Below are 25,371 nucleotides of genomic sequence, written 5' to 3'. Positions count from 1 at the left end.
CGCATACACCGCCAATATGTCCTTATCAACCGAACCCCACGTGATGAATCCGGGAAAATGTTCTATATCAAGCAGAGCTTTCACCAAGACGCCGGAGCCAGCCCCATGACCAGCCCACAGGACAGACTCCCCCAAGGCCACGTCGCCTTTGTCGGCGCAGGCCCGGGCGACCCCGAATTGCTGACCATTCGCGCCCTGCGCCTGCTTCAGGCCGCCGAGGTCGTCCTGCATGACGCGCTGGTGCCCGCCGAGATCGTGGCGCTGGCGCCGCAGGCGCAGCTGGTGCCGGTGGGCAAGATCGGTTTTGGCCCGTCGATGAAGCAGGATGACATCAATGCGCTGATCGTCTCCCATGCGCAGGCCGGGGCCCGCGTGGTGCGGCTCAAGGCGGGCGATCCGGGGGTGTTCGGGCGGCTGGATGAAGAAACCGATGCGATGGACGCCGCCGGCATCACCTTTACCGTCTGCCCCGGCCTGACCGCTGCCACCGCCGCCGCCGCTGGCATGGGCCTGTCGTTGACCCGGCGCGGGCGCAACAGCGATCTGCGCCTGCTGACCGGCCATGACGTCAAGGGCTTTGCCGAACAGGACTGGCGCGCCCTTGCCCGCCCCGGCGCCGTCGCGGGAATCTACATGGGCAAGAAGGCGTCACGCTTTCTTCAGGGCCGCCTGATGATGCATGGCGCATCCCCCGACACGCCGGTAACCGTGGTCGCCAATGCCTCTCGCCCCGACGAGCGCCGCCTCGCCGCAACCCTTGCCACGCTGCCGTCCGAACTGGACGCGGCCGATCTGAACGGCCCCGCCGTGCTGCTGCTGGGCCTCGCCCCGCGCGATGCGCTGGCCGTTCGTGCCCTGACACAGGAAGCTCTCTGATGCCCAAGCCCTATACGCCCAAAGTCATCACCGCCAACGCCCTGCTCGAAGGCGACGTGATCTACCTTGCCGCCGACGACCGATGGGTCCGCGCCCTGAAGGACGCCGAGATCTTCACCGACGAAGCCGTTGCGCAGGTCCGTCTGCTGGATGCGCAATCGCGCGCCGCCGAGGCGGTGGGCGTCTATCTTGCCGACATGGAGCCAACCAAAGACGGCCCCCGCCCGGTGCATTTCCGCGAAGAGTTCCGGGCCAAGGGCCCGTCGAACCACGTCCACGGCAAACAGGAACACGCCTGAGCCCAGCGGCCAGGTACGAGGACCCAGCACATGTACAGCTACACCGATTTCGACGCCGCCTTCGTGGCAGAGCGCAACCGCCAGTTCCGCGCCCAGGTCGAACGCCGCATCAGCGGCGCGCTGACCGAGGATGAATTCAAGCCGCTGCGCCTGATGAACGGGCTTTACCTGCAGCTGCACGCCTACATGCTGCGCGTGGCGATCCCCTATGGCACGCTGAACAGCGCGCAGATGGATCAGCTCGCCCTGCTGGCCGAGAAGTGGGACAAGGGCTACGGCCATTTCACCACCCGCCAGAACATCCAGTACAACTGGCCCGAGCTGCGCGATGTGCCCGACATGCTCGATGCGCTGGAACAGGTGGGGATGCATGCCATCCAGACCAGCGGCAACACCATCCGCAACGTGACCGCCGATCATTTCGCCGGGGCCGCCGCCGATGAAATCGCCGACCCGCGCCCCGTGGCTGAACTGCTGCGCCAATGGTCGACCGATCACCCGGAATTCCAGTTCCTGCCGCGCAAGTTCAAGATCGCCGTCACCGGGGCCGAAAACGACCGCGCCGTGATCAAGGCGCATGACATCGGCATTCAGGTGGTCAGGCGGGATGGCCGTATCGGCTACCGGGTTCTGGTGGGCGGCGGGCTTGGCCGCACCCCGATGATCGGCAAAGAGTTGTCGCCCTTCGTGACGCTGGAAGACCTGCTGCCCTATGTCGAGGCGGTGGTGTCGGTGTGGAACCTGCTGGGCCGGCGCGACAACAAGTACAAGGCGCGCATCAAGATCACCGTGCATGAGCATGGCATCGACGAGATCCGCTCGCTGGTGGAAACGCGGTTCGAGGAGACCCGGCAGGCCTTTGGCACCGCCGCGCTCGAGCTGTTCGATGACATCGCGGCGCAATTCCAGCCGCCCGCCTTCCGCAACGCCCCCACCGAGGCGTTCGATGCCGCCTATGAAACCGATCCGACCTTCCGCGCATGGGCTGATACCAACCTATCGGCGCACCGCGCGACGGGCTACGCCATTGCGCAGATCTCGCTGAAGGCGCATGGCGCAACGCCGGGCGATGCCTCGGCCGAACAGATGCGCGTGATGGCGCAGCTGGCCCACGACTATGGCCATGACGAGCTGCGCATCACCCATGAGCAGAACGTGGTGCTGCCGCATGTGCACAAATCGGACCTGCCGGCCATCCACAAGGTGCTCAAGGCGCATGGGCTGGCCACCGCCAACATCGGGCGCATCAGCGACATTATCGCCTGCCCCGGCATGGATTACTGCGCGCTGGCCACGGCGCGCTCGATCCCGATCGCGCAGGAAATCGCCACGCGGTTCGACGAACTGAAGATCGAAAACGACATCGGCGAGCTGAAGATCAAGATCTCGGGCTGCATCAACGCCTGCGGCCATCACCATGTCGGCCATATCGGCATTCTGGGGCTAGATCGCGCCGGGGTGGAAAACTACCAGATCACCCTTGGCGGCGATGCCACCGAAACCGCCGCGCTTGGCGATCGCACCGGGCCGGGCTTTCCCGCCGAAGGCGTGGTGCCCGCGATCGAGCGCATCGTGGAAACCTACATGGCGCAGCGCAGCGGCCCCGAAGAGACCTTCCTTCAGACCTATCGCCGCATCGGGATGGACCCGTTCAAAGCGGCCCTCTACGGAGAGGAGGCGGGCAAGAAATCCCGCGCCGCGTAAGCCACGATGAACTTTCATCTCCCCCCCAACACGCCCGCCGAAGGTGTCCCGGCGCGCAGCCCGGCCGAACTGGCCGATCTGCGCGCGCGGGTCGATGCGCTGAACACGCGCTATCGACATCATGGCGCGGTGTCGGTGCTGACCGGCGCGCTCAACGATCCCGAAGCCGGGGATATCGCGCTGGTGTCATCCTTTGGCGCGGAATCGGTGGCGCTGCTGCATCTCGTGGCGATGATCGACCGCAGCACCCCGGTGCTGTTCATCGACACGCGGCTGCTGTTTGCCGAAACGCTGGCCTATCAGCAGGAGGTCGCCGAGCGGCTGCACCTGTCGAACGTGCGCACCATCCGCACCGATCCGGCGACGCTGGCCGCGCAAGACCCGACCGACTCGCTGCGCGACACCAGCACCGACGCCTGCTGCGCCCTGCGCAAGACGGTGCCGCTGGAAAATGCGCTGCAAGGCTTTGATGGCTGGATCACCGGGCGCAAGCGGTTCCAGTCCTCGACCCGCGCCGCGCTGGAATTCTTCGAACTCGAAGACGCCACCGGCCGGATCAAGGTCAACCCTCTGGCCCATTGGGCGCCCGATGACGTGCGCGCCTACATGGATGAAAACCGTCTGCCCCGGCACCCGCTGGTGGCGCAGGGCTACCCGTCCATCGGCTGCCAGCCCTGCACGTCGAAAGTCGCCCCCGGCGAAGACCCGCGCGCGGGCCGCTGGCGGGGCGAGCAAAAAGAAGAATGCGGCATCCATTTCGTCAATGGCCGCATGGTACGCAAAGGACCAAGCACATGAGCGTCATCGTGACCGACACGGGCTTTGGCCCCGACGACTGGACTTTTGGGTTCGAGGGCGACGGCGTCCTCGACCTGCCCTCTGACACCGACCCGGCGACTTTGTCCGCCCCCGAGGGCACGCAGATGATCCGCATCAACTTTCCGTCGTTTGCCGATGGGCGCGGGTTCACGCTTGCCCGGCTGCTGCGGCTGCGCGGCTATACCGGGCGCCTGCGCGCCAAAGGCCACGTGATTTCCGATCAATATGCCATGGCGCGCCGGTCGGGATTCGACGAGGTCGAGATTTCCGACGATCTTGCCGCCCGTCAGCCCGAAGCCGACTGGCAGTTTCGCGCAAATTGGCAGCAACACGACTATCAGAGCCGCCTGCGCGGCTAAGTCGTCTTTCTTTTATACAAATCACGCTCTAGAAAGGGACTCGAGGTTTGTTCGTGTGCAAACGAATTTGCACAGGGGCGGCTTCGCTGAATCAGACATGACCGAGATGACCCCCGTGACCGATATCAACGCCACCGAAGCCAAGAAGCCCGTGCTGCCCGACGCCCAGACCGTGACCTCGGTGACGCACTGGACCGACCGGCTGTTTTCCTTCCGCGTCTCGCGCCCCGCCTCGCTGCGGTTCCGCTCGGGCGAATTCGTGATGATCGGCCTGATGGGCGATCCGCATCCGACCACCGGCAAGGTCAAGCCCTTGCTGCGCGCCTATTCCATCGCCTCGCCCAGCTGGGACGAAGAGCTGGAATTCTATTCGATCAAGGTGCAGGACGGCCCGCTGACCTCGCGCCTTCAGCATATCAAGGTCGGCGACGAGATCATCCTGCGCCCCAAGCCCGTCGGCACGCTGGTGCATGACGCATTGCTGCCCGGCAAGCGGATCTGGTTCTTTGCCACCGGCACCGGCTTTGCGCCCTTTGCTTCGCTGCTGCGCGAGCCGCAGACCTACGAGGATTACGACGAGATCGTCATCACCCACACCTGCCGCGAGGCCGGAGAGCTGAAATACGGCGCGGAGCTGATCGAAAGCCTGAAGACCGACGAGCTGCTGAACGAGGTGATCGGCGACGGCTTCTGGAAGAAGATCAAGTATTACCCGACCACCACCCGCGAAGAGAGCCCGAAAATGGGCCGCATCACCGACCTGATGCGTTCGGGCGAGGCGTTCGAGGATCTCGGCGTGACACCGCTGAGCCCCGAGACCGACCGCGCGATGATCTGCGGCAACCTTGCGTTCAATCTCGAACTCAAGGCGATGTTCGAGGAATACGGCCTTGAAGAAGGCGCGAACAGCGATCCCAAGCATTACGTGGTCGAGAAGGCGTTTCTCGACTGATAACAGGTTTGGGGCGGGCGGCACGATGCCACTCGCCCCTTTTCGTAGATCGTAAACAGCATCAGGCTGCCTCCGGTCGACAACAGCGCCGCAGCGGCAATGATCGCGACGACTCTCTGGCATTACTCTGCAAAAAACGTTTTAATACAGGCCTTGAAAGGCGGATCATGGCCCGAACTTGCGTTCAGACATGACGGGCACGTCGTTTTCACGCCAGACGCAACGCAAATTTGCGCAAGACGTGCATCAGACGGCCCGCGTGATGGTGCAACAACTGGAAATGGCGCTTGAAACATTGGCGTTAGAGGCCTATTTTGCGCCTTCAGAGCATTCACGGTAAAAGGACCGATACCATAGCCCGCAGACCTCACAACGCGCCGCCCACGCGCGACACCGGCCCCCGCATCAACGACCGCATCCGGGCCCCCGAAATCCGCCTGATCGGCGCCGAAGGCGAGAACCTGGGCGTTCAGACGCCGCGTCGCGCTGTCGAACTGGCCGAGCAGGCTGGGCTCGATCTCGTCGAGATCTCGCCGAATGCCGTGCCGCCGGTCTGCAAGATCATGGATTTCGGCAAGTTCAAGTACGAACAGCAAAAGCGGGAATCCGAAGCGCGCAAGAAGCAGAAGATCATCGAGGTCAAGGAGATCAAGTTCCGTCCGGGAACCGATACCCACGACTACGATGTGAAGATGCGCAGCGTTCTAAAATTCCTTGAAGGCGGCGACAAGGTCAAGATCACCCTGCGGTTTCGCGGCCGCGAGATGGCGCACCAGAACCTTGGTCGCGAATTGCTCGAGCGAGTCGCATCCGACGTGAAAGAGCTCGGCAAGATCGAGAACATGCCGAAGATGGAAGGCCGTCAGATGATCATGATGATCGGTCCGATTGCCAAGTGAATGGCCTGCCCTGCCGGTGAACTGGCCGGGCGATCCTCTGAAAGACGATTCGAACCCGCCGCTCGCCGGCGGGTTTTTCATTGCCCGAAGCGTGTTTTCTGCCTTTGGGTCGCGATGTGGGGGCCAGCCCCCACACCCCCGGAGTTTAAGGGCAAGATGAAGAGGGGCGCGCGGGGGCGCGGTCAGCTTGAGCGCGGCTCGCGGGGGCGCGGGCGGCTCGGTGGTTCCTTGAGCAGCCCGCCGACGCCCATGCCCATGATGTCCTGCGCGCTGACGGGTACGCCGCACAGGATGCGTTCGAGCACCCAGTCCGCGCCGTTGAGCGCCGGCGAGCGGGCGCAGCCCGGCAGGCCGATCACCGGCGTGCCGTTCAGATCTCCGAAGAACAGAAGGTTGCCGGGATCGACCGGCATGCCGAAATGGCTGACCGTGCCACCGGCGCGGCGCAGCGCTTCGGGGGCGGTGTCGTACAGGTCGGAGGTGGCGGAGCCGGTCAGGATCAGGATGATCTCGGCGTCGCTGGTTGCGATCGCTTCGGCCAGCGGGGCGGTGTCATGCGGCACCGTCTGGCTGCGTGACAGGTCTGCCCCGAGGCGTTCGAGCCGCTGCCTGATAGCGCGGCGGCCCTTGCCGGAGGCGGGCTCGCCGATGCTGGTCTCGATGAGATGAACGCTGCGGCGCTGCACGGGGCGCAGGCGCAACGCGGCGCTGGCGGCGGCGCAGGCGCGTTCAAGCGCGTCCTCGGGCACGGCGTAGGCGATGATCTTGATGGTGGCGACCATGGTGCCATCCGTGCAGCGCTGCCACGGGTGCAGCGTGGCGACGGTGATCATCGGATGCACGGCATTGACCGAGTCGATCCGGGCGGTGTCGATCTCGATCACGCCCGGCGCGGTGGCGTGAAGATTGACGCGCCCGGTCGAGGCCGCGCCGATGCGCAGGCCCGCCCTTGCCGGATCGGGCACCAGCGCGTGGGCGAGCCGGTCTGCGGCGGCATCTTCGGCGATATCTTCCGGGTCAAGCCGGGCGATCACCAGATCAGTATAGCCCTCAGCCTCGAGCCCGGCGAGGTCTTTTGCGCTGAGCACCCGGCCCTTGCGCAGCCGACCCTTGCCGAGCGCCAGCGAATGGGCCAGCACGCCGCCCAATGCCTGTGCCAGCGGCACGGGGCCGAATTTCATGCGCCCTTCCTCAGCACCCGCGTCATTTCGGCGAGGATCGACACCGCGATTTCCGACGGGCCCGCTGCGCCGATATCAAGCCCGACCGGGCCGTGAATCCGGGCGATCTGTGCCTCGAAGAAGCCTGCCTCGTGCAGCCTTGCAACGCGTCTGGCATGGGTGCGGGTGGACCCGAGCGCCCCGATGTAAAAGCAATCCGACGTCAGGGCGAGGGTCAGCGCCGGATCGTCGAGTTTCGGATCATGGGTGAGCAGCACCAGCGCGGTGCGGCTATCGAGGCCGAGCTTTTCGACGGCTTCATCGGGCCAGTCGTTCAGCACGGTCTCGCCGGGAAATCGGGACGATGCGCCAAAGGTTTCGCGCGGATCGACGATGGCGGGCGCGTAGCCGGCAAGCCGCGCCATCGGCACCAGCGCCTGAGCGATATGCACCGCGCCGACGACGATCAGCTTGAGCGGCGGGTTGTGGATGGCAACGAAGATGCGGCTGGCTTCTTCGAAACCCGAGCGATCCATGCGGAAGCGGGTTTCGTGACCGCTGGTGTCGAGCCGACGCGCGGCGGTTGCCAGATCGACCACATAGGCGGCAGGCTGGCGCGCGGCGCGGGCGGCGCAGAGATCGGCGAGAATCGCTTCGGGCAGCGCGCTGCCGATGGGTTCGACCAGCACCCGGATGGTGCCGCCGCAAGCAAGCCCCACGGCAAAGGCATCGTCATCCGAGACACCGAATTCCAGCTCGCGCGCGGCGCCGTCTTCCAGCGCTTCGAGCGCCTCGACGATCACCGCGCCTTCGACGCAACCGCCCGAGACCGAGCCTTCGATCTCGCCGCGCCCGGAGATCGCCAGCTGTGCGCCGACGCGGCGCGGCGCGGAGCCCCAGGTTTCGATCACGGTGGCAAGCGCGGCGCGACGGCCGTCGCGGTGCCAGGCCAGCGCGGTTTCCGGAATGCTGTCGACATCGGTGGTGGTCATGGCGTCTCCTCCCCTGTTCTGCGATGATCGCATGGCGGCGGCGGGCCTGCGAGGGCGATCTTGGTCCTGTGTGTCAGGCTTGCTGGAACACCGCCGACACCTCGGCCCGGATGATCCGGGCGATAAGCGCGCAATCCTCGAGGCTGAAGCTCAGCGGCAGGCGCATGTCGATCAGCCCGGCAAGAATGCGGTCGGTTTGCGGCAACGGCTCGCTCGGCGCATAGCGCCAACTGTCATAGCGCGAGGTAAAGGCGATGGGGTCCGGCGCGCCGAACCATTTCAGCTCGACGCCGCGTTCGGCGCAGCGGCGCAACACCTCCTGCACCTGCGGGGCGTCCCAGCCCGGCAGCAGCATCTGGATCGACGAGCCGACAATGCTTTCCTGCGCCGGGCGCTCGACGATGGTCAGGCCGGGCGCTGCGCGCAGCCCCTCCTCAATCACCTTGTAACGTTCGTTCCAGCGGCGCACCTGATCGGGCAGCACCTGCAATTGCGGGCGCAGGATGGCGGCGCGCAGATTGTCCATGCGGCCCGACACATTGGGCGTGTCATACTTGATGCGCTCGAAGACCTCGGGCGGCGGCGCGGCAAGGTGGCGCTCGTACAGCATGTAAGAGCCCGACAGCATCACCGCGCGCGCAGCGGTTTCGGCATCGTCGGTGACAAGAAACCCACCCTCGCCGGAATTGGCGTGCTTGTAGGTCTGGGTGGAATAGCAGCCGATGGCCCCGTGACGCCCCGAAGGCACGCCGTTCCACGCCGCGCCCATGGTGTGGGCACAATCCTCGATCACCGTGACCCCGGCGGCATCGCAGATCTGCATCAGCCGGTCCATGTCGCACAGATGGCCCCGCATGTGCGAGAGCATCAGAACCCGTGCCTCGCCCAGCTTGGCGGCAAGATCGTCAAGGTCGATGGTCAGGCTGTCCGTGACCTCGACAAACACCGGCACCGCGCCAAGCGAGGCGATGGCGCCGGGCACCGGTGCAAGGGTGAAGGCGTTGGTAAGCACCTTGTCGCCGGGCTTGACGCCAACGGCGCGCAAGGCACAGCCCAGGGCATAGCCGCCCGAGGCCACCGCCAGCGCATAGCGCGCGCCGGTCAGGGCGGCGAACTCCTGTTCCAGCAGCGCGGTCTGCGAGATTTCGCCGGGCAAGGTATTGTAGCGATGCAGGCGGCCATGGCGCAGCACCTCGAGCGCCGCGGCAATGCCTGCCTCGGGGATCGGGTCTTGCTGGGTGAAGCTGCCGGTGAAGCGTTCGGGAAAACCTGTCGTCATGCGGCAAGTCATGCGCCCTGCCCGCGCTGCCGTCAATCGCACCGCGCACGGGATCTTCCCTGCGACAGACTGCGCCGGTCAGCCGAGAACGCGCGCGACCTCGGCGCGCAGCGCATCGAAATGGCCGATCAGCCCTTCGGGGTCAAGCGCCCGCACCCCGTCGCCATCCGGGCCAAAGGTCACGAGAATGCAGGGCACACCGGCGGCAGCGGCGGTCTTGCGGTCGGTTTCGGTGTCACCGACCAGCAGGGAGCGCGCGACATCGCCGCCCGCCCGCGCCACCGCTTCGACATAGGGGGCGGGATCGGGTTTGCGCACCGCCAGCGTATCCGCCCCGATCATCGAGCCGAACAGATCGCGCACCCCAAGCCGCGCCAGCAGCGTTTCGGCCAGCGCAGCGGGCTTGTTGGTGCAGATGCCAACGCGAATCCCGTCGCTGCGCAACGCCTCGACCGCCTCGATGGCGCCCGGATACAGCTGCGTGTGCAGGTCGATCGCCTCGCCGTAAAAGCTCAGCAGATGCGGGTACCATGCCTCGACAAGCGCCGCGTCAAAGGCCTCCGCCCGGCGCAGCCCCAGCCCCAGCATCGCCCGCGCGCCGCGAAAGGCGGTGTGCGCATCCCCCGCCGAATCCAGCCGCACCGCCTGCCCCATCTCTTCGAAACAGCGGTTTGCCGCCGCGATCAGATCGCCGCTGGTATCCGCCAGCGTGCCATCCAGATCAAAGATCACCGTCCCCATGCCCTGCCCTTTTCTGTCATACGTCGAAACCAGACGTGAAGCCTTGCCTGCTTGCCCCCGACTATGTAGCCGGTAAAACGAATCCAAAGGCAGAACACAAACGGGAAACCCGAACCATGAGCATCGCCCTCATCATCCTCGCCGCGGGAAAGGGCACCCGTATGGAGTCGGACCTGCCCAAGGTGCTGCACCGCATCGCCCATGCGCCCATGCTCTGGCACGCCATGCGCGCCGGTCAGGTGCTGGAGCCGGGACGCACCATCGTCGTGGCCGGGCACGAGGCCGACATGGTCGCCGCCTCGGCGCAGGCATACGACCCAGAGGCGCAGATCGTCCTTCAGAGCGAACAGAACGGCACCGCCCATGCGGTGGCGCAGGCCGCCCCGGCACTTGCCAGTTTCAGCGGCGATGCCATCGTGCTTTATGGCGACACCCCCTTCATCCGGCAGGAAACGCTGGAGGAGATGGCCCGCGCCCGCGCCCATCACGACATCGTGGTGCTGGGCTTTGAGGCCGCCGACCCCGCGCGCTATGGCCGCCTTGTCACCGAGGGAGACGCGCTGCTGCGCATCGTCGAATACAAGGACGCCAGCGAGGACGAGCGCGCCATCACCCTGTGCAATTCGGGGCTGATGGCAGCGGATGCGACGGTGCTGATGGATCTGGTGGCGCAGGTCGGCAACGACAACGCCGCCGGGGAATATTACCTGACCGACATCATCGCCCTTGCCCGCGCGCGCGGGCTGTCCGCAGGCGTCGTGCATTGCGCCGAGGCCGAAACCATGGGCGTGAATTCGCGCAGCGAACTGGCCCGCGCCGAAGTGTCGTTTCAGCAGACCACCCGCGCCCGGCTGATTGACGACGGCGTGAGCCTGCAAGCCCCCGACACGGTCTGGCTGGCATGGGATACGGTGATCGGCCGCGATGCCGAGATCGAGCCCAACGTGGTGTTTGGCCCCGGTGTCACCATCGAAAGCGACGCGCGCATCCGGGCGTTCAGCCATCTCGAGGGTTGCCACGTCAGCCGCGGCGCCATCGTCGGCCCCTTTGCCCGGCTGCGCCCGGGCGCCGAGCTGGCCGAAGACAGCCATGTCGGCAATTTCGTCGAGATCAAGAACGCCTATCTTGGCGAGGGCGTGAAGGCCAACCACCTGACCTATATCGGCGATGCCGACATCGGTGATCGCTCCAACATCGGCGCGGGCACGGTGACCTGCAATTACGATGGTGTCTTCAAGCACCGCACCATCATCGGCAAGGATGCCTTTATCGGCTCTGACACGATGCTGGTGGCGCCGGTGACCATCGGCGATGGTGCGATGACCGGCTCGGGCTCGGTGATCACCAGTGATGTGCCCGCCGGGGCGCTGGGGATCGGGCGGGCGCGGCAAGAGACCAAGGCGGGCTTTGCCACGCGGCTGCGCGACATCCTGCGCGCCAAGAAAAAAGAACAAAACAAGGGGTAACGGGCAGATGTGCGGCATTGTCGGAGTTCTGGGCACGCACGAGGCGGCCCCCATCCTGGTCGAGGCGCTCAAGCGGCTCGAATATCGCGGTTATGACAGCGCCGGGATCGCCACGATCAACGGCGGGCAACTCGACCGCCGCCGCGCGGTGGGCAAGCTGGTGAACCTATCCGACCGGCTGGTGCACGAGCCGCTGCCCGGCAAGGCGGGCATCGGCCACACCCGCTGGGCCACCCACGGCGAGCCCAATGAAAAGAACGCCCATCCGCACCGGTCGGGCCCGGTTGCCGTGGTGCACAACGGCATCATCGAGAATTTCCGCGAGTTGCGCGCACAGCTTGCCGCCGCGGGGCTCCAGCCCGAAACCGACACCGACACCGAAACCGTGGCGATGCTGACGCGTCTGCATCTGGACAGCGGCAAGACCCCCGTCGAGGCCGCCCGCGCCACGTTGGCGCAGCTTGAGGGTGCCTTTGCGCTGGCGTTTCTGTTCGACGGCGAAGACGATCTGATGATCGCTGCCCGCAAAGGCTCGCCGCTGGCCATCGGGCATGGCGACGGCGAGATGTACCTTGGCTCGGATGCCATTGCGCTGGCGCCGATGACCGACCGCATCACCTATCTCGAAGAAGGCGACTGGGCGGTGATCACCCGCGCGGGCGCGCAGATCTTTGACGCAGACGGCCATCAGACCATGCGCGAGATGCGCCGCATCCGCATGGATGCCGCCCGCGTCGACAAGGGCGGCTACAAGCATTTCATGGCCAAGGAAATCGCCGAACAGCCGACGGTTCTGGCCGATGCGCTGGGGGCCTATCTGGATGGCACGGAAATCCGCCTGCCCGGCGGCGGGCTGGATTTCACCCGCATCGACCGCTTGGTGATGGTTGCCTGCGGCACCGCCTATTACGCCTGCCTGACCGCGAAATACTGGTTCGAAAAGCTGGCCCGCCTGCCGGTCGAGGTCGATATCGCGTCGGAATTCCGCTACCGCGAACCGCCCGTGCTGCCGGGCACCGTGGCGCTGTTCGTCAGCCAGTCCGGCGAAACCGCCGATACGCTGGCCGCGCTGCGCTATTGCAAGGGCAAGGCCGACCGCATCGTATCGGTGGTCAACGTGGAAACCTCGTCCATCGCCCGCGAAAGTGATCTGGCGCTGCCGATCCATGCCGGAATCGAAATCGGCGTTGCCTCGACCAAGGCCTTTACCTGCCAGCTCAACACCCTGCTGCTGCTGGCCATCGAAGCGGCCTGCGCGCGCGGCGAAATGACCGCCGAGGGCCGCGCCGCGCTGCTCACGCAGCTGCGCGCCCTGCCGGGGCTGTTCAACGCCACGCTCGACCGGGATGCCACCATCGAAGCCGCCGCGCAAAAGATCGCCGAGGCGCGCGACGTGCTGTTCCTCGGGCGTGGCACCATGTACCCGCTGGCGCTGGAAGGCGCGCTGAAGCTCAAGGAAATCAGCTATATCCATGCCGAAGCCTATGCCTCGGGCGAATTGAAGCACGGGCCGATCGCCCTGATCGACAAAACCGTGCCGGTGATCGTGATGGCTCCGTATGACGGGCTGTTCGACAAGACGGTCTCGAACATGCACGAGGTGATGGCGCGGGGGGGCAAGGTCTGCCTGATCACCGACGCCGCCGGGGCCGAGGAGGCTGGCGAGGGCGTGTGGCAGGTGATCACCCTGCCGGCGGTGGATGAACGGCTTGCGCCGCTGCTCTATGCCCTGCCCGCGCAGCTGCTGGCCTATCACGCCGCCGTCGCCAAGGGCACGGATGTCGACCAGCCGCGCAACCTCGCCAAATCGGTGACCGTGGAATAGCGCGCAGCGCGAGGCCTCGCTCAGAGCCGTTGCCGAAGCTTCGCGATGCCCTCGCGGATTTCGGACCGCACCGATCCCGGCCTTGGCGCATCGCGCAGGGTCGACAAAAGCGCCGCGTCAGGCCGACCCTTTCGGTGCCATTCCAGCGCCGCCAGCATGCGCGCCGCGGGGGCTGGCAGGCGGTCCGGGATCTCCTGCCCCGAAAGCGTCGCCCAGACCCCGGCCCAGCAGCGCGCCACCGACCACGGGTTGTAGCCGCCGCCGCCCGAGACCACGAGCCTTGGCGCGATCTGCATCAGGCGGCGCACCGCGCGGAAATGGCTGTTGTTCGACAGGGCCAGCCGCGAAAGCGGGTCTTCGCTCAGCGCATCCGCGCCGCATTGCAGGAACACAGCATCAGGGCGAAAGCCTTCGGTCGCCGGGACGATCAGATCTTCGAGCACGCGCTCGAATTCGCTGTCGTTGAAATCGCGCGGCACCGGCAGGTTGAACGCCGCCCCGCCCGCGTCATCGTTCAGCGCCCCGGTGAAGGGCCAGCGCCGATCCTCGTGCACCGAGATCACCCGCACCCGGTCCGAACCGGGAAAGGCGAATTCCACGCCATCGCCGTGATGCGCGTCGATGTCGACATAGACCACCCGCCCCGCCCCCAGCCGCATAAGATGCAGGATCGTCAGCACCGGCTCGTTGAGAAAGCAAAAACCGCTGGCGCGCCCCCTGAGCGCGTGATGCGTGCCGCCGCCGGGATTGTGCACCGCGCGCACCGCGCCAGACATCAGCAATTCCGCCGCCAGCAGCCCACCGCCGACCGCCGTGGCCGGCCTGCGGAACATCTCGGGGAACACCGGGTTCGACAGCGTGCCCAGCCCATAGCGTTCGCGCGCCCTGTCCGAGACCGTGCCTTCGGCTTCGGCCTGCATCAGCGCGGCGATGTAATCGGCGTCATGGAAGGCGCTCAGCGCCTGTGGCCTTGCCCTCGGACTGGTGCGGTACAGCGCGGGCGGCAGCCAGCCAAGCTGACGCGCAAGATCCGTCGCGGCGGGCACCCGTTCGATCGACAGAGGGTGGCGCGCGCCGTAGCGCGAGCCGCGATAGATGTTCGATCCGATGAAAAGCGCTGATTGCATTTCGACAGGTTTAGCACGGGCGCCCCGATCGCCAAGATCTCTTTACAACCCATTGCGCTTGTTGTGCGTTTCTGGTTCGCTCCGCGACGATGTACGGAACGACTCTCACCCTTCGCATGATCGTGATCACCGCGGCGCTGCTGGCCCTTGGCGGGCTTTGCGGGCTTGCCGCGACGGCGCTGCACCTGCCCATGCCGTTCATGCTGGGCAGCCTTGGCGGTGCCGGGGCAGCGGTTGCGCTGGGGGCGACATCGGTGCTGCGCGATTACCGCTTTCCCGAACGGTTCCGGACCCTGTTCATCGGTTTGATCGGCGTGATGATCGGCACTCAGGTCCAGCCCGAACTTTTGACCGACATCGGCGATTTCACCCTGACCCTGTCGGCGCTGGCGGGATTCGTGCTGCTTGCCCACGCGGGCAATTACCTGATCTTCCACAAGCTCGGCGGTTACCGCCGCGCCACCGCATTTTATGCCGGAATGCCGGGCGGGCTGATGGAAAGCCTTGTGATGGGCGAGCGCGCCGGGGCGGATCTGCCAGTGCTGACGGCCCAGCAGTTCCTGCGAATTATCCTCGTGATCACATTGCTGCCGACTGGGCTGTCGCTGTGGGTCGGGCACCCTGTGGGCAGCGCGGCAGGCGCGGCGATTATGTCAGAACCGGTGGCGCTGATGACGCTGCCGCTGATCGTGCTTGCGGCGCTGGCCGGGCTGTGGCTGGGCCAGAAACTGCGCCTGCCCGCCGCGCAGATCACCGGGCCGCTGATCCTTGCGGCGGGGCTGACCCTGTCCGGAGGCGTCGATCTGCACCTGCCGTTCTGGCTGATCGCAACGGCGCAGGTGGTGATCGGCGTGTCGCTGGGGCTGCGGTTCACCGGCATGACGCTGGCGATGCTGCGCCGCTCGCTCGGGCTGAGCCTTGTTTCGGTCTCTTGGATGCTGATGCTTGGCGCGGGCTTTGCACTGGTGCTTGGGCAGGTGACGGGCCTGCCGTTCCTGCAATTGCTGCTGGCCTACGCGCCGGGCGGCGTCACCGAGATGTCGGTCATCGCGCTCAGCCTCGCGGCCAACCCGGCGCTGGTCAGCCTGCACCACGTCGTGCGCATCTTGCTGACGGTCGGCTTCATGGGGCTTGCCGATGGCCGGCTGAACCTGCGCGAGCGCTGAGCCGGGACGCCCGCTCAGCCCTGCTCTGCCTTTTCTTCAAGCGTGAGCCATTCTTCCTCGGCCGCCGCAAGCTTGACCTGCCGCTCGCTGAGCGCCTCGGTGGCCTTGCGGAATTTCACCGGCTCGCGGGTGAACAGATCGCCATCCATCAGCAACTGTTCAAGCTTGCCGATCTCGGCCTCGAGCCGCGCGATGACACCGGGCAGTTCTTCAAGACGGTGCTTCTCGGTAAAGCTCAGCCCGGCCTGCGGTTTCGCCTGTGCCTTGCCTGCCGCGGGCTTGGCCGCCTTGGCCACAGTGGCAGGGGCATCAGAGCTCGCCTCGGCGCGCTGCGTCTGATAGTCCGTCCAGCCGCCCGCATAGACCACGGCGCGCCCATCGCCTTCCATCGCCACCGTGGTAGTGGCCACCCGGTCGAGGAAATCGCGGTCGTGGCTGACGATCATCACCGTGCCGTCGTAGTCGCTGAGCAGATCCTGAAGCAGGTCCAGCGTCTCGACATCCAGATCGTTGGTCGGCTCGTCGAGCACCAGCAGGTTGCTTTCCCGCGCCATCAGCTTGGCCAGCAGCAAGCGCGCCTTTTCCCCGCCCGACAGCGAGCGCACCGGCGCACGCGCCTGCCGCTCGTCGAACAGGAATTCCTTGAGATAGCCGACAACATGCTTGGGCTGGCCGCGCACCAGCACCTGGTCGGCCTTGCCTGACACACGCATGTCCTTGTCGCCGACAAGGTTTTCCCAAAGACTCATCTCTGGGTCAAGCTGCGCCCGGCTCTGGTCGAACACTGCCGAAACGAGATTGGTGCCAAGCTTGATGGTTCCCGCATCGGGGGCGATCTCTCCCATCAGCATGCGGATCAGCGTGGTCTTGCCGGTGCCGTTCGGCCCGACAAAAGCCACGCGGTCGCCGCGCTGCACGGTCAGCGAAAAGCCGGTCACGATGTCCTTGTCGCCAAAGGACTTCGACACATCCGTGGCTTCGACCACCTTCTTGCCGGACACCGGCGCCGAGGCCAGATCCATCGCAGCCGTGCCTTGCCGGCGGATCATCCCGGCCCGGTCCTGACGCAGCGCCTGAAGCGCGCGCACCCGGCCCTGATTGCGGGTCCGCCGCGCGCTGATACCTTCGACAGCCCATTTCGCCTCCGCCTTGATCTTGCGATCCAGCTTGTGGCGAGCCTCGTCCTCTTCGGCCCAGATCTTGTCGCGCCAGTCTTCGAAGGCCTTGAAGCCCTGCTCACGCCGGCGCACGGCGCCACGATCGATCCACAGCGTGGCGCGGGTCAGTTCCTCCAGGAAACGCCGGTCGTGGCTGATCAGGACAAAGGCCTTGCGGGTGCGCTTGAGCTCATCCTCAAGCCAGCGGATGGCGGAAATGTCGAGATGGTTGGTCGGCTCGTCCAACAGCATCACATCGGGGTCGCGCGCCATCAGCCGCGCCAGCGCCGCGCGCCGCCGCTCGCCGCCCGAGGCGGTCGCCACGGCGCGGTCCGGATCAAACCCAAGCCCTTCGCCCGCCGCTTCGACAAGATACATCTCGGCGGGCCCCAACCCTTCGGCGGCGTACTCTCCAAGCGTCTCGAAGCCGGTCAGATCTGGATCCTGCTCCATGTAGCCAACCGAGGTGCCCGAGGGCACCACACGCCCGCCGGTATCCGGCTCGACGATGCCGGCCATCACCTTCATCAGGGTCGATTTGCCCGACCCGTTGCGGCCCACCAGCGCGACGCGATCGCCGGGCTGGACGTTGAGCGAAAGACCAGAGAATACCGGCTCGCCACCAAAGGTGAGCGCGATGTCGGAGAGCTGAAGAAGAGGTGCCTGTGCCATGCGGCCTGCGCTATTGGGCGGCACGAGCGGCGTCAAGTGGCAACGCATGCGCGGATGGCAACTGCAGAGGGGGGCCAGCCCCCCGCGCTGCGCGCTCCCCCCGGAGTTTAACCGGCAAGATGAAGCCGGCGCGCGGCGCTTATCCTTCATCTTGCCAAATAAACTCCCGCCGGAGGCATCCGACCTTTCAGCGCGAGCAGGCGGCTGTCAGATGCGCGCGATCTGGCCACCGCTGACAGGGGCCGCAACCCCTGTGGTGCTAGGTGCGGATGTCGGCATCCGGCGCATGATGCGAACCGCGAGATAGGCAAACGCCTGCGCTTCGAGCATGTCGCCGTCGAGGCCTGCTGTTTCGACCGGCTCCACCGCGCAATCCAGCCCTGCCGACAGCATCCGCATCATGACCGGATTGTGCCGACCGCCGCCGCAGACCAGCAGGCGGGCGGGCGGGATCGGACAATGCTCCATCCCCAGCATCACCGCCGTGGCGGCCATGGCGGTCATCGTGGCAGCCGCATCCGCGTCATCGAGTTCGCGCACCAGGTCAAGCATCAGCGAAAAATCATCGCGGTCGAGTGACTTGGGTGGCATCCGGCGGAAATAGTCTTCTTGAAGGAACAGCTCGAGCGCGCCGTCGACCACGGCGCCGCGCGCCGCAAGTTCGCCGTCGCGATCACAGTCCAGCCCCAGCCGCTGCGCCACAAGATCGTTCAGCGGCGCGTTCGCCGGGCCGGTATCGAAGGCCAGCAAGGCGCCGTCTTGTTCCGGCGCGGCCCGGCGCGGATCCACCCAAGTCAGATTCCCGACGCCGCCGAGGTTGAGGAAGGCCACCGGCTCGCTCGCCCCCATCCACTGCGCGCAGGCGAAATGGAAGAACGGCGCCAGCGGCGCGCCCTCACCGCCCAGCGCCACGTCGGCCGAGCGAAAATCGTAGACGACATCGCGGCCGAGGCGTTCGGCCAGCGCCGCACCGTCGCCGATCTGCCAGGTGCCGCGCCCGCGCGGCTCATGCGCAAGGGTCTGGCCGTGAAAACCGACCAGCTCGGCCTGCGGGAAGCTTGCCAGCAGCTCGGCATGGGCATCGAGGATCACTGTCTCGGCGGCGCTGACATCTTCGCCCGGCCAACGGCCCAGCGCGGCGCGCAGCACCTTGCGTTCACCATCCGTGTAGCGCCGATAGCCGCTGTCACCGAAGGCAAAGATCCGCCGCCCGTCAGTTTGCAGCATCGCCGCATCGACACCGTCCAAAGACGTGCCCGACATCGCCCCCAGCGCCCACACCGGCCCTTCGTTCAACTTGCCCTTCACTCCGACGCGCCCCAGCCTTATAGGATTGCCCAATCGTATTAGAGGGAACCCCCATGACCTACCATCCCAAATCGGACTTCATGCGCGTCATGATGGAGCGCGGCTTTCTGGCCGATTGCACCGATTATCAGGGCCTCGACGAGGCGCTCACCGCGGGAGTGGTCACCACCTATATCGGCTATGACGCGACCGCAAAATCGCTGCATGTCGGGCATTTGCTGAACATCATGATGCTGCGCTGGCTGCAAAAGACCGGTCACCAGCCGATCACCCTGATGGGGGGCGGCACAACCAAGGTGGGCGACCCCAGCTTTCGCGCCGATGAGCGCCCGCTGCTGACCGCCGAGCAGATCGACGCCAACATCGACGGGATGAAGCAGGTCTTTGCGAAATATCTCGATTACGGCGACGGGCCGACAGGCGCGCTTATGCTCAATAACGCCGAATGGCTGGACGAGCTGAACTACCTGTCCTTCCTGCGCGACATCGGGCGGCATTTCTCGGTCAACCGGATGCTGTCGTTTGAATCGGTGAAGTCGCGGCTGGATCGAGAGCAGTCGCTGAGCTTTCTCGAATTCAACTACATGATCCTTCAGGCCTATGATTTCCTTGAACTGAACCGGCGGTACGGCTGCCTGTTGCAGATGGGCGGCTCGGATCAGTGGGGCAACATCATCAATGGCATCGATCTGACCCGGCGTGTGCTGGATCACGAGATCTTTGGCCTGACCTCGCCACTACTGACCACATCGGACGGCAAGAAGATGGGCAAATCCGCCGGCGGTGCGATGTGGCTGAACGCCGACATGCTGTCGCCCTATGAGTTCTGGCAGTTCTGGCGCAATTCGACGGATGCCGACGTTGGCCGGTTCCTCAAGCTTTATACCGAGCTGCCGGTCGAGGAGTGCGAGCGGCTTGGCGCGCTTGGCGGGGCCGAGATCAACGAGGCCAAGATCGTGCTTGCGAACGAGGTCACCACCCTGTGCCACGGGGCCGAGGCGGCGGCCGCGGCCGAGGCAACCGCCCGCGAGGTGTTCGAGAAGGGCGGCGTCGGCGACGATCTTCCGACGCTGGAACTGACGCGCGACGAAATCGGCGACGGCATTTCCATCGTGCAGGTGATCGTGCGCGCGGGTCTGGCCAAGTCGGGCAAGGAAGCCAAACGCCTGATCACCGAGAACGGCGCGCGCATCGACGATGCCGCCCTGACCGACGCTGGCCTGATGCTGAACGCAGGTGCCCTGAGCGCCCCTGTCAAGCTGAGCGCCGGCAAGAAGCGTCATGCGCTGGTCAAGCTGGCGGACTGAGCGCTGATTTCACAGCCTCCGGGGGCGCGGATCCTCGCCCCCGGAGGCTGCCCGGTTGCCGCCGTCCCTTGGGCGGCGACCGTCTAGAACAGCAGGTCGAACAACGCCAGCGCCCCAAAGGGCAGTGACAGGGCCGTCGCTACCAGCAGCGCCGCGGCGGCGGTGGGTTTCGGCCTTGGCGCAACGGTCGCGAGAGACCTTGCACCGGTGGGATGCGCCCGTTGGCGCCGTGTTTGCAACTGTGCCATGCCGCGACTTAACCACGAATTTACTTTCCAGATCCTTAATCCAGATCATGGAATCGCTCGCCCTGCCATTGACTCAATCGCCCGAATACGCCCGCACCCTTGCGGCGCTTGGCCTGTCGGTGCGCTGCGGCTCTAGCGGGCCGACGCAGGACCCCGACATGCGCTGGCTGGTCCAGTCGCGCCGCCTGCCGCTGCTCGGGCAGATCGACCTGATCTCGCGCGGGCCGGTCTGCAAGACCGCTGCTTGCCCCGAAGACTGGCTGCCGCTGGCGCGGGGCCAGCGCCGAACGCCCCTGCTTTTGAACGCGGCGCAGGAAGATGGGCAGGCCCTGCGCGCTGCCGGGTTCTGGCCGGTGATGACCGCCGCGAGCCTTGCCATCCTGCCGCTTGGTGACAACGACGCGATGCGCGCCGCCATGCACCAGAAATGGCGCAACCGGCTGAACCGCACCGCGCGCGTGCCGCTGAAGATCACCCGCCACCCGCTGTCCGGCGGTCACTGGATCATGCGCGCCGAAGCGTTGCAGGCTCGCACGCGGCAGTACCGCGCCCTGCCCCCGGCGCTGATCGCCGCCTATGCGCGCGAAAACCCCGGCAAGGCGCTGATCTGGGAGGCGCGGCACAATGGCACCGCCGTCGCCTCGATCGCCATTCTGCTGCATGGCCCGATGGCCACATGGCAGATGGGCGTTTCGCTGCCCGAGGGGCGCCGCCTCAACGCGATGAACGCCCTGCTCTGGGAGGCGATGCAGTATCTTGCGGACAAGGGGCACCGCTTGCTTGATCTGGGCATTCTCAATTCCGACGATGCGCCGGGGCTGATCCGGTTCAAGCTGGGCACCGGGGCCAAGTTGCACCGGCTTGGCGGCAGCTGGCTGCACCTTGGCGCGCTGGCGTCGATCGCACGCCACCTGCCGCAGCGCCTCTCTGCGTAAGCGGCCCGCCTGATCTGGCCCGGCTTGCATGCCCCCCTCGCAGCCCCTATCCCTTGGGGCGAGCAATCAGGAGGCCCCTCATGCGTTTCGACGGAACCGGCAACTATATCGCCACCGACGATCTGACCGTCGCCGTCAACGCGGCGATCACGCTGGAACGCCCGCTTCTGGTCAAGGGCGAGCCCGGCACCGGCAAGACCGAACTTGCACGGCAGGTCGCCAGCGCACTGAGCCTGCCGATGATCGAGTGGAACATCAAATCCACCACCCGCGCCCAGCAGGGGCTTTATGAATATGACGCGGTCAGCCGTCTGCGCGACAGCCAGCTTGGCGATGCCCGTGTGCATGACGTGGCCAATTACATCCGCAAGGGCAAGCTGTGGCAGGCCTTCGAGGTCGACCACAAGCTGGTTCTGCTGATCGACGAGATCGACAAGGCCGACATCGAATTCCCCAACGACCTGTTGCAGGAACTCGACCGGATGGAATTCCACGTCTACGAGACCGGCGAGACCATCCGCGCGACCACCCGCCCCATCGTCATCATCACTTCGAACAACGAGAAAGAACTGCCCGACGCCTTCCTGCGCCGCTGTTTCTTTCACTACATCCGTTTTCCCGACCCCGAGACCCTGCGCCAGATCGTCGAGGTGCATCACCCTGGCATCAAGCCCGCCCTGCTGACCGAAGCGCTGACGCAATTCTACGAGCTGCGCGAGCAGACCGGACTGAAGAAGAAACCCTCGACCTCCGAGGTGCTCGACTGGCTCAAGCTGCTGCTGGCCGAGGATCTGAGCCCCGAAGATCTGAAGAGAGACGGCGCCAACGCCCTGCCCCGCCTGCATGGCGCCCTGCTCAAGAACGAGCAGGATGTGCACCTGTTCGAACGGCTGGCCTTTATGGCCCGCCGTCAGGGGCGGTAACGGCGTCACCCCGCCTTTCGCAGTTCGGGCGCGACATGGCTGCCCAGCAGCTCGATCGCCCTGAGCATTTCGGAATGCGCGATCACCCCGGCGGCCATCTGGATGGTCACCCGGTCGAACCCCAGATCCTCGCGCAGCGACAGGATCTTGTCGGTGATCTGCGCCGGAGAGCCGACGAATTGCGCCCCCTCCGGGCCCATCGCGGCATCGAACTGCGCCCGGCTTTGCGGCCCCCAGCCGCGCTCGCGGCCCAGCTGGTCCATCACCACCTTTTGCGCCGGATAGAACAGATCCGCCGCGCGCCGCGCATCCTTGGCGACAAAGCCGTGTACGTTCATCGACACCCGCGCGCTGTCTGCGTGCCCCGCCTGCGCCGCCGCGCGGCGATACAGATTGGTGAGCGCCGAGAACCGACGCGGTTCACCGCCGATGATCGCCAGCGCCAGCGGGCGGCCCAAAGCGCCAGCCCGCACCATGCTTTGCCGGCTGCCCCCGGCGGCGATCCAGATCGGCAGCCTGCCCGACACTGGGCGCGGATAGACCCCCTGCCGGTCGACCGCCTGCGTGTGATCGCTGCCCGGCCAGCGCAGCAGCGTCTGCGCGTCGATTTCCAGCAGCATCGCCAGCTTTTCCTCGAACAGCGCGTCGTAAAATAGCGGGAAGCTCTCGATGAAGCTGCCACGCCCCACCATCAGCTCGGCCCGCCCGTCGCTGAGATTGTCCAGCGTGGCGAATTGCTGGTAGACCCGCACCGGGTCATCCGAGCTGAGCACCGTCACCGCCGAGCTGAGCCGGATCTTCGATGTCACCGATGCCGCCGCCGCCAGCACGGTGGCAGGCGAGGAGACCGCGTAATTCGCCCGGTGATGCTCGCCAAGGCCGAACACATCAAGGCCCACCTCATCCGCCAGCCTGATCTCTTCCAGCAGATGCTTCAACCGCTTGCGCGCATCGACCTTTTCGCCGGTGGCCGGGTTGGTGCCGACATCGCCAAAAGTATATAGGCCAAGTTCCATGCCGTTCTCCTGTCTCTTGCGGCAGAGCTAGGAGCGCAAGGCGCGCGGCAACAGCCCGGCGCGCCGCACAGCCCGTGTGCAACCCTGCCCGGGCCGCAGGGCCGCCTGCACCGTTGAGCCCGGGAAGTCAGGCCTGTCAGCGCTGACCGGACCAACGTGATCCTGCGCCCATTGCCCGAGACTGCCGCCATCGGTCCCATGGCGCTTCCGGCCTTCGCCCCGGAACTGGCCAAGCGCGCCGCCCAGATGCGCCGCGGCCTTGCCGAGGCAAACGCCATCCCTGAAACGAAGGCGCCGGTATTTTCAGCACCGCCCCGGAATGCGCGCCGCAAACGCAGGCGTTCGCTTTACAATGGCCCCGGGTATGGCATGTCTGCAGCATGGTAACGCTTTCGATCGTCGTCGTCGAACCCGACCGCGACCGCGCTCTTCTGATCGTCGACAGCCTGCGCGATGCGGGCGATTTCGATGTGCATGTCATCTCGGAACCCACCGGGCTGGCCCGCCGCATTCAGGCGATCAGCCCGGACGTGGTGCTGATCGATCTGGAAAACCCGTCGCGCGACATGCTCGAAGAACTGGCGCTGGCCTCCGGCCCGATGGACCGCCCCGTCGCGATGTTCGTCGACAAAAGCGGCGCCGGACTGACCGATGCCGCGATCGAGGCCGGGGTGTCGGCCTATGTGGTCGACGGCATGCAGCCGGGCCGGGTGAAGCCGATTCTGGATGCGGCCATCGCGCGCTTTCGCATGTTCCAGCGGATGCGCACCGAACTGGCCGAAACCAAGCGCGCGCTTGAAGAGCGCAAGATGATCGACCGCGCCAAGGGCATGCTGATGCGGGCGCGCGGCATCGACGAAGATGCCGCATATGCCCTGCTGCGCAAGACGGCGATGGATCAGGGCAAACGGGTGGCCGAGGTTGCCTCGGCGCTTGTCACGGCAGCGGGGCTGCTGGGATGATCGCGGATACGCTGCAAGTCGGCTTCCTGCCGCTGGTGGACGCTGCGCCGCTGATCGTGGCGCATGAGATGGGCTTTGCCGCCGAGGAAAGCATCGCGCTGGATCTGCGGCGTGGCCCGTCATGGTCTGCGGTGCGCGACATGCTCAGCTTTGGCCGGGTGCAGGCGGCGCATATGCTCTCGCCGGTGCCGGTGGCAGCGGCGCTTGGCCTTGGCGGGACAGGTACGCCGCTGTCGGCGGTTTCGGTGCTGTCGGTCAACGGCGACACCATCGGTGTCAGCAACGCGCTGGCGGCGCGGATGCGCGAGGGCGGGCATGATTTCGGCTATCGCGATGCCCGCGCTGCGGGCGCGGCGCTGATTGCCCATGCCGAGCATCCGCTGCGCCTTGGGGTGCCCTTTCCGTTCTCGATGCACGCCGAGCTGCTGTATTACTGGCTGAGCGCGCTGGGAATGCCGGCGCCGCAGAACGTCGATATCCGCACCGTGCCGCCCTCGCTGATGGCGCAGGCGCTGGAAGCGGGCGAGATCGACGCCTTTTGCGTCGGCGAGCCATGGGGGTCGATCGCGGTGGAAAACGGCGTCGGGCAGTTGCTGCTGCCGGGCAATGCGATCTGGTCGTTTTCACCGGAAAAGGTGCTGGCGGTGCGCTCTGACTGGGCCGCGGCACAGCCCGACCTTGTCGGCCGGCTGATCCGTGCGGTCTGGCGCGCCGGGCGCTGGCTGGCCGAGCCGGATGCGCGCACGCTGGCCGCCGAGCTGCTCAGCCGCAAGGAATACCTCGACCTGCCGAGCGAACTGCTCGACCGGGCACTGACCGGGCGCATGGTGATCTCGCAGCGCGGCGAAGAGCGTCAGGTCGACCGCTTTGTCGAATTCCATCGCGGCGCGGCAGGTTTTCCATGGCGCAGTCAGGCGGAATGGATCGGCATGCAGCTTGCCGCCCGCACCGGGCTTGACCGGGCGGCGGCGGCAAAGGCCGCCCGAACCGTGTTCCGCTCGGATCTGTACCGCGATGCACTTGCGAACACCCGCGCCGAACTGCCCGGTGCTTCGTCGAAGATCGAAGGCACGCTGCGCGAGCAGACCGCCGTCGCCTCGGTCTCGGGCCGGCTGTTCCTGGAACCTGACGCGTTCTTCGATGGCCGAATTTTCGAGCCTTCCAAAGACTGACGCACAG

The 25,371-nt window shown here is 66.1% G+C and carries 24 protein-coding genes; 15 read left to right on the top strand and 9 right to left on the bottom strand.

The features are described from left to right. Positions 1-105 precede the first annotated feature (105 nt). The 7 genes from cobA to infC all read left to right on the top strand — a co-directional run bounded on the left by cobA (position 106) and on the right by infC (position 5,908). Positions 106-876 carry a uroporphyrinogen-III C-methyltransferase gene (cobA, locus tag Q4543_RS08625; RefSeq protein ID WP_303437450.1) on the top strand — a complete coding sequence of 257 codons (771 nt, stop codon included), beginning with the start codon at positions 106-108 and terminating at the stop codon, positions 874-876. Beyond that, complete coding sequence (locus tag Q4543_RS08620; RefSeq protein WP_216005732.1) at positions 876-1,175, top strand: DUF2849 domain-containing protein; 300 nt, start codon at positions 876-878, stop codon at positions 1,173-1,175. Before cobA ends, Q4543_RS08620 begins: the two co-directional genes overlap by 1 nt. Before the next feature lie 30 nt (positions 1,176-1,205). Continuing rightward, positions 1,206-2,879, top strand: coding sequence for a nitrite/sulfite reductase (locus tag Q4543_RS08615; RefSeq protein ID WP_303437448.1), 1,674 nt, complete (start codon positions 1,206-1,208; stop codon positions 2,877-2,879). Positions 2,880-2,885: 6 nt separating this feature from the next. Next, positions 2,886-3,677: a phosphoadenylyl-sulfate reductase gene (locus Q4543_RS08610; RefSeq protein ID WP_303437445.1), complete on the top strand. Its 792-nt coding sequence runs from the start codon at positions 2,886-2,888 to the stop codon at positions 3,675-3,677. Further along, the gene (locus tag Q4543_RS08605) at positions 3,674-4,057 is read left to right on the top strand and encodes a DUF934 domain-containing protein (RefSeq protein ID WP_303437444.1); all 384 of its coding nucleotides are present in this window, start codon (positions 3,674-3,676) and stop codon (positions 4,055-4,057) included. The genes Q4543_RS08610 and Q4543_RS08605 overlap by 4 nt, the downstream gene beginning before the upstream one ends. A gap of 97 nt (positions 4,058-4,154) precedes the next feature. After that, a complete protein-coding gene (locus Q4543_RS08600; RefSeq protein ID WP_216005728.1) occupies positions 4,155-5,009 on the top strand; it encodes a ferredoxin--NADP reductase in 855 nt (284 codons plus the stop codon). A gap of 353 nt (positions 5,010-5,362) precedes the next feature. Then, positions 5,363-5,908: a translation initiation factor IF-3 gene (gene infC, locus Q4543_RS08595; protein WP_216005817.1), complete on the top strand. Its 546-nt coding sequence runs from the start codon at positions 5,363-5,365 to the stop codon at positions 5,906-5,908. Between the two features lie 182 nt (positions 5,909-6,090). On the opposite strand, the gene Q4543_RS08590 is transcribed toward infC, so the two are convergent. The 4 genes from Q4543_RS08590 to Q4543_RS08575 all read right to left on the bottom strand — a co-directional run bounded on the left by Q4543_RS08590 (position 6,091) and on the right by Q4543_RS08575 (position 10,080). Further along, positions 6,091-7,089: a molybdopterin-binding protein gene (locus tag Q4543_RS08590; RefSeq protein ID WP_303437443.1), complete on the bottom strand. Its 999-nt coding sequence runs from the start codon at positions 7,087-7,089 to the stop codon at positions 6,091-6,093. After that, positions 7,086-8,060 (bottom strand): XdhC family protein, encoded by a 975-nt coding sequence (locus Q4543_RS08585; protein ID WP_303437441.1) that lies wholly within the window; start codon positions 8,058-8,060, stop codon positions 7,086-7,088. The genes Q4543_RS08590 and Q4543_RS08585 overlap by 4 nt, the downstream gene beginning before the upstream one ends. 73 nt (positions 8,061-8,133) lie before the next feature. Continuing rightward, positions 8,134-9,339, bottom strand: a complete 1,206-nt coding sequence (locus Q4543_RS08580) for a DegT/DnrJ/EryC1/StrS aminotransferase family protein (protein WP_303437440.1) — start codon at positions 9,337-9,339, stop codon at positions 8,134-8,136. Between the two features lie 78 nt (positions 9,340-9,417). Then, positions 9,418-10,080, bottom strand: a complete 663-nt coding sequence (locus tag Q4543_RS08575; protein WP_303437439.1) for an HAD-IA family hydrolase — start codon at positions 10,078-10,080, stop codon at positions 9,418-9,420. Between the two features lie 116 nt (positions 10,081-10,196). Between Q4543_RS08575 and glmU the strand changes: the two genes are divergently transcribed. Both glmU and glmS read left to right on the top strand, forming a co-directional pair. Then, complete coding sequence (gene glmU / locus Q4543_RS08570; RefSeq protein WP_303437438.1) at positions 10,197-11,546, top strand: bifunctional UDP-N-acetylglucosamine diphosphorylase/glucosamine-1-phosphate N-acetyltransferase GlmU; 1,350 nt, start codon at positions 10,197-10,199, stop codon at positions 11,544-11,546. Positions 11,547-11,553: 7 nt separating this feature from the next. Continuing rightward, complete coding sequence (gene glmS, locus Q4543_RS08565) at positions 11,554-13,371, top strand: glutamine--fructose-6-phosphate transaminase (isomerizing) (protein ID WP_303437436.1); 1,818 nt, start codon at positions 11,554-11,556, stop codon at positions 13,369-13,371. Positions 13,372-13,391: 20 nt separating this feature from the next. On the opposite strand, the gene Q4543_RS08560 is transcribed toward glmS, so the two are convergent. Then, positions 13,392-14,498, bottom strand: a complete 1,107-nt coding sequence (locus tag Q4543_RS08560) for an acetoin utilization protein AcuC (protein WP_303437434.1) — start codon at positions 14,496-14,498, stop codon at positions 13,392-13,394. 116 nt (positions 14,499-14,614) lie between these two features. On the opposite strand from Q4543_RS08560, the gene Q4543_RS08555 reads away from it, so the two are divergent. Continuing rightward, the gene (locus Q4543_RS08555; protein WP_303437432.1) at positions 14,615-15,664 is read left to right on the top strand and encodes an AbrB family transcriptional regulator; all 1,050 of its coding nucleotides are present in this window, start codon (positions 14,615-14,617) and stop codon (positions 15,662-15,664) included. Between the two features lie 14 nt (positions 15,665-15,678). Here Q4543_RS08555 and Q4543_RS08550 read toward each other — a convergent pair whose 3' ends face one another. Further along, positions 15,679-17,493: an ABC-F family ATP-binding cassette domain-containing protein gene (locus Q4543_RS08550; protein ID WP_303437430.1), complete on the bottom strand. Its 1,815-nt coding sequence runs from the start codon at positions 17,491-17,493 to the stop codon at positions 15,679-15,681. Positions 17,494-17,700: 207 nt separating this feature from the next. Further along, positions 17,701-18,756 (bottom strand): anhydro-N-acetylmuramic acid kinase, encoded by a 1,056-nt coding sequence (locus Q4543_RS08545; RefSeq protein ID WP_303437505.1) that lies wholly within the window; start codon positions 18,754-18,756, stop codon positions 17,701-17,703. A gap of 98 nt (positions 18,757-18,854) precedes the next feature. On the opposite strand from Q4543_RS08545, the gene tyrS reads away from it, so the two are divergent. Then, a complete protein-coding gene (gene tyrS, locus Q4543_RS08540; RefSeq protein WP_216005718.1) occupies positions 18,855-20,108 on the top strand; it encodes a tyrosine--tRNA ligase in 1,254 nt (417 codons plus the stop codon). Between the two features lie 83 nt (positions 20,109-20,191). On the opposite strand, the gene Q4543_RS08535 is transcribed toward tyrS, so the two are convergent. Continuing rightward, the gene (locus Q4543_RS08535; RefSeq protein ID WP_216005717.1) at positions 20,192-20,356 is read right to left on the bottom strand and encodes a hypothetical protein; all 165 of its coding nucleotides are present in this window, start codon (positions 20,354-20,356) and stop codon (positions 20,192-20,194) included. A 47-nt stretch (positions 20,357-20,403) separates the two neighbouring features. Between Q4543_RS08535 and Q4543_RS08530 the strand changes: the two genes are divergently transcribed. Beyond that, complete coding sequence (locus tag Q4543_RS08530; RefSeq protein WP_303437427.1) at positions 20,404-21,291, top strand: GNAT family N-acetyltransferase; 888 nt, start codon at positions 20,404-20,406, stop codon at positions 21,289-21,291. Between the two features lie 80 nt (positions 21,292-21,371). After that, a complete protein-coding gene (locus tag Q4543_RS08525) occupies positions 21,372-22,214 on the top strand; it encodes a MoxR family ATPase (RefSeq protein ID WP_303437426.1) in 843 nt (280 codons plus the stop codon). A 5-nt stretch (positions 22,215-22,219) separates the two neighbouring features. Here Q4543_RS08525 and Q4543_RS08520 read toward each other — a convergent pair whose 3' ends face one another. Continuing rightward, a complete protein-coding gene (locus tag Q4543_RS08520) occupies positions 22,220-23,230 on the bottom strand; it encodes an LLM class flavin-dependent oxidoreductase (RefSeq protein ID WP_303437424.1) in 1,011 nt (336 codons plus the stop codon). Between the two features lie 380 nt (positions 23,231-23,610). On the opposite strand from Q4543_RS08520, the gene Q4543_RS08515 reads away from it, so the two are divergent. Together Q4543_RS08515 and Q4543_RS08510 are read left to right on the top strand one after the other, a co-directional pair. Further along, on the top strand, positions 23,611-24,192 hold the full coding sequence (locus Q4543_RS08515) for an ANTAR domain-containing response regulator (RefSeq protein ID WP_216002964.1): 582 nt from the start codon (positions 23,611-23,613) through the stop codon (positions 24,190-24,192). Beyond that, positions 24,189-25,364, top strand: coding sequence for an ABC transporter substrate-binding protein (locus Q4543_RS08510; protein ID WP_303437423.1), 1,176 nt, complete (start codon positions 24,189-24,191; stop codon positions 25,362-25,364). The genes Q4543_RS08515 and Q4543_RS08510 overlap by 4 nt, the downstream gene beginning before the upstream one ends. Positions 25,365-25,371: the final 7 nt, after the last annotated feature.

Origin of the sequence: Salipiger sp. 1_MG-2023 (assembly GCF_030547555.1) — a bacterium.
In the GTDB taxonomy this organism is placed as follows: domain Bacteria; phylum Pseudomonadota; class Alphaproteobacteria; order Rhodobacterales; family Rhodobacteraceae; genus Salipiger.
The sequence above is the reverse complement of the archived record's forward strand: the minus strand, read 5'-3'. Positions and strand labels throughout refer to the sequence as shown.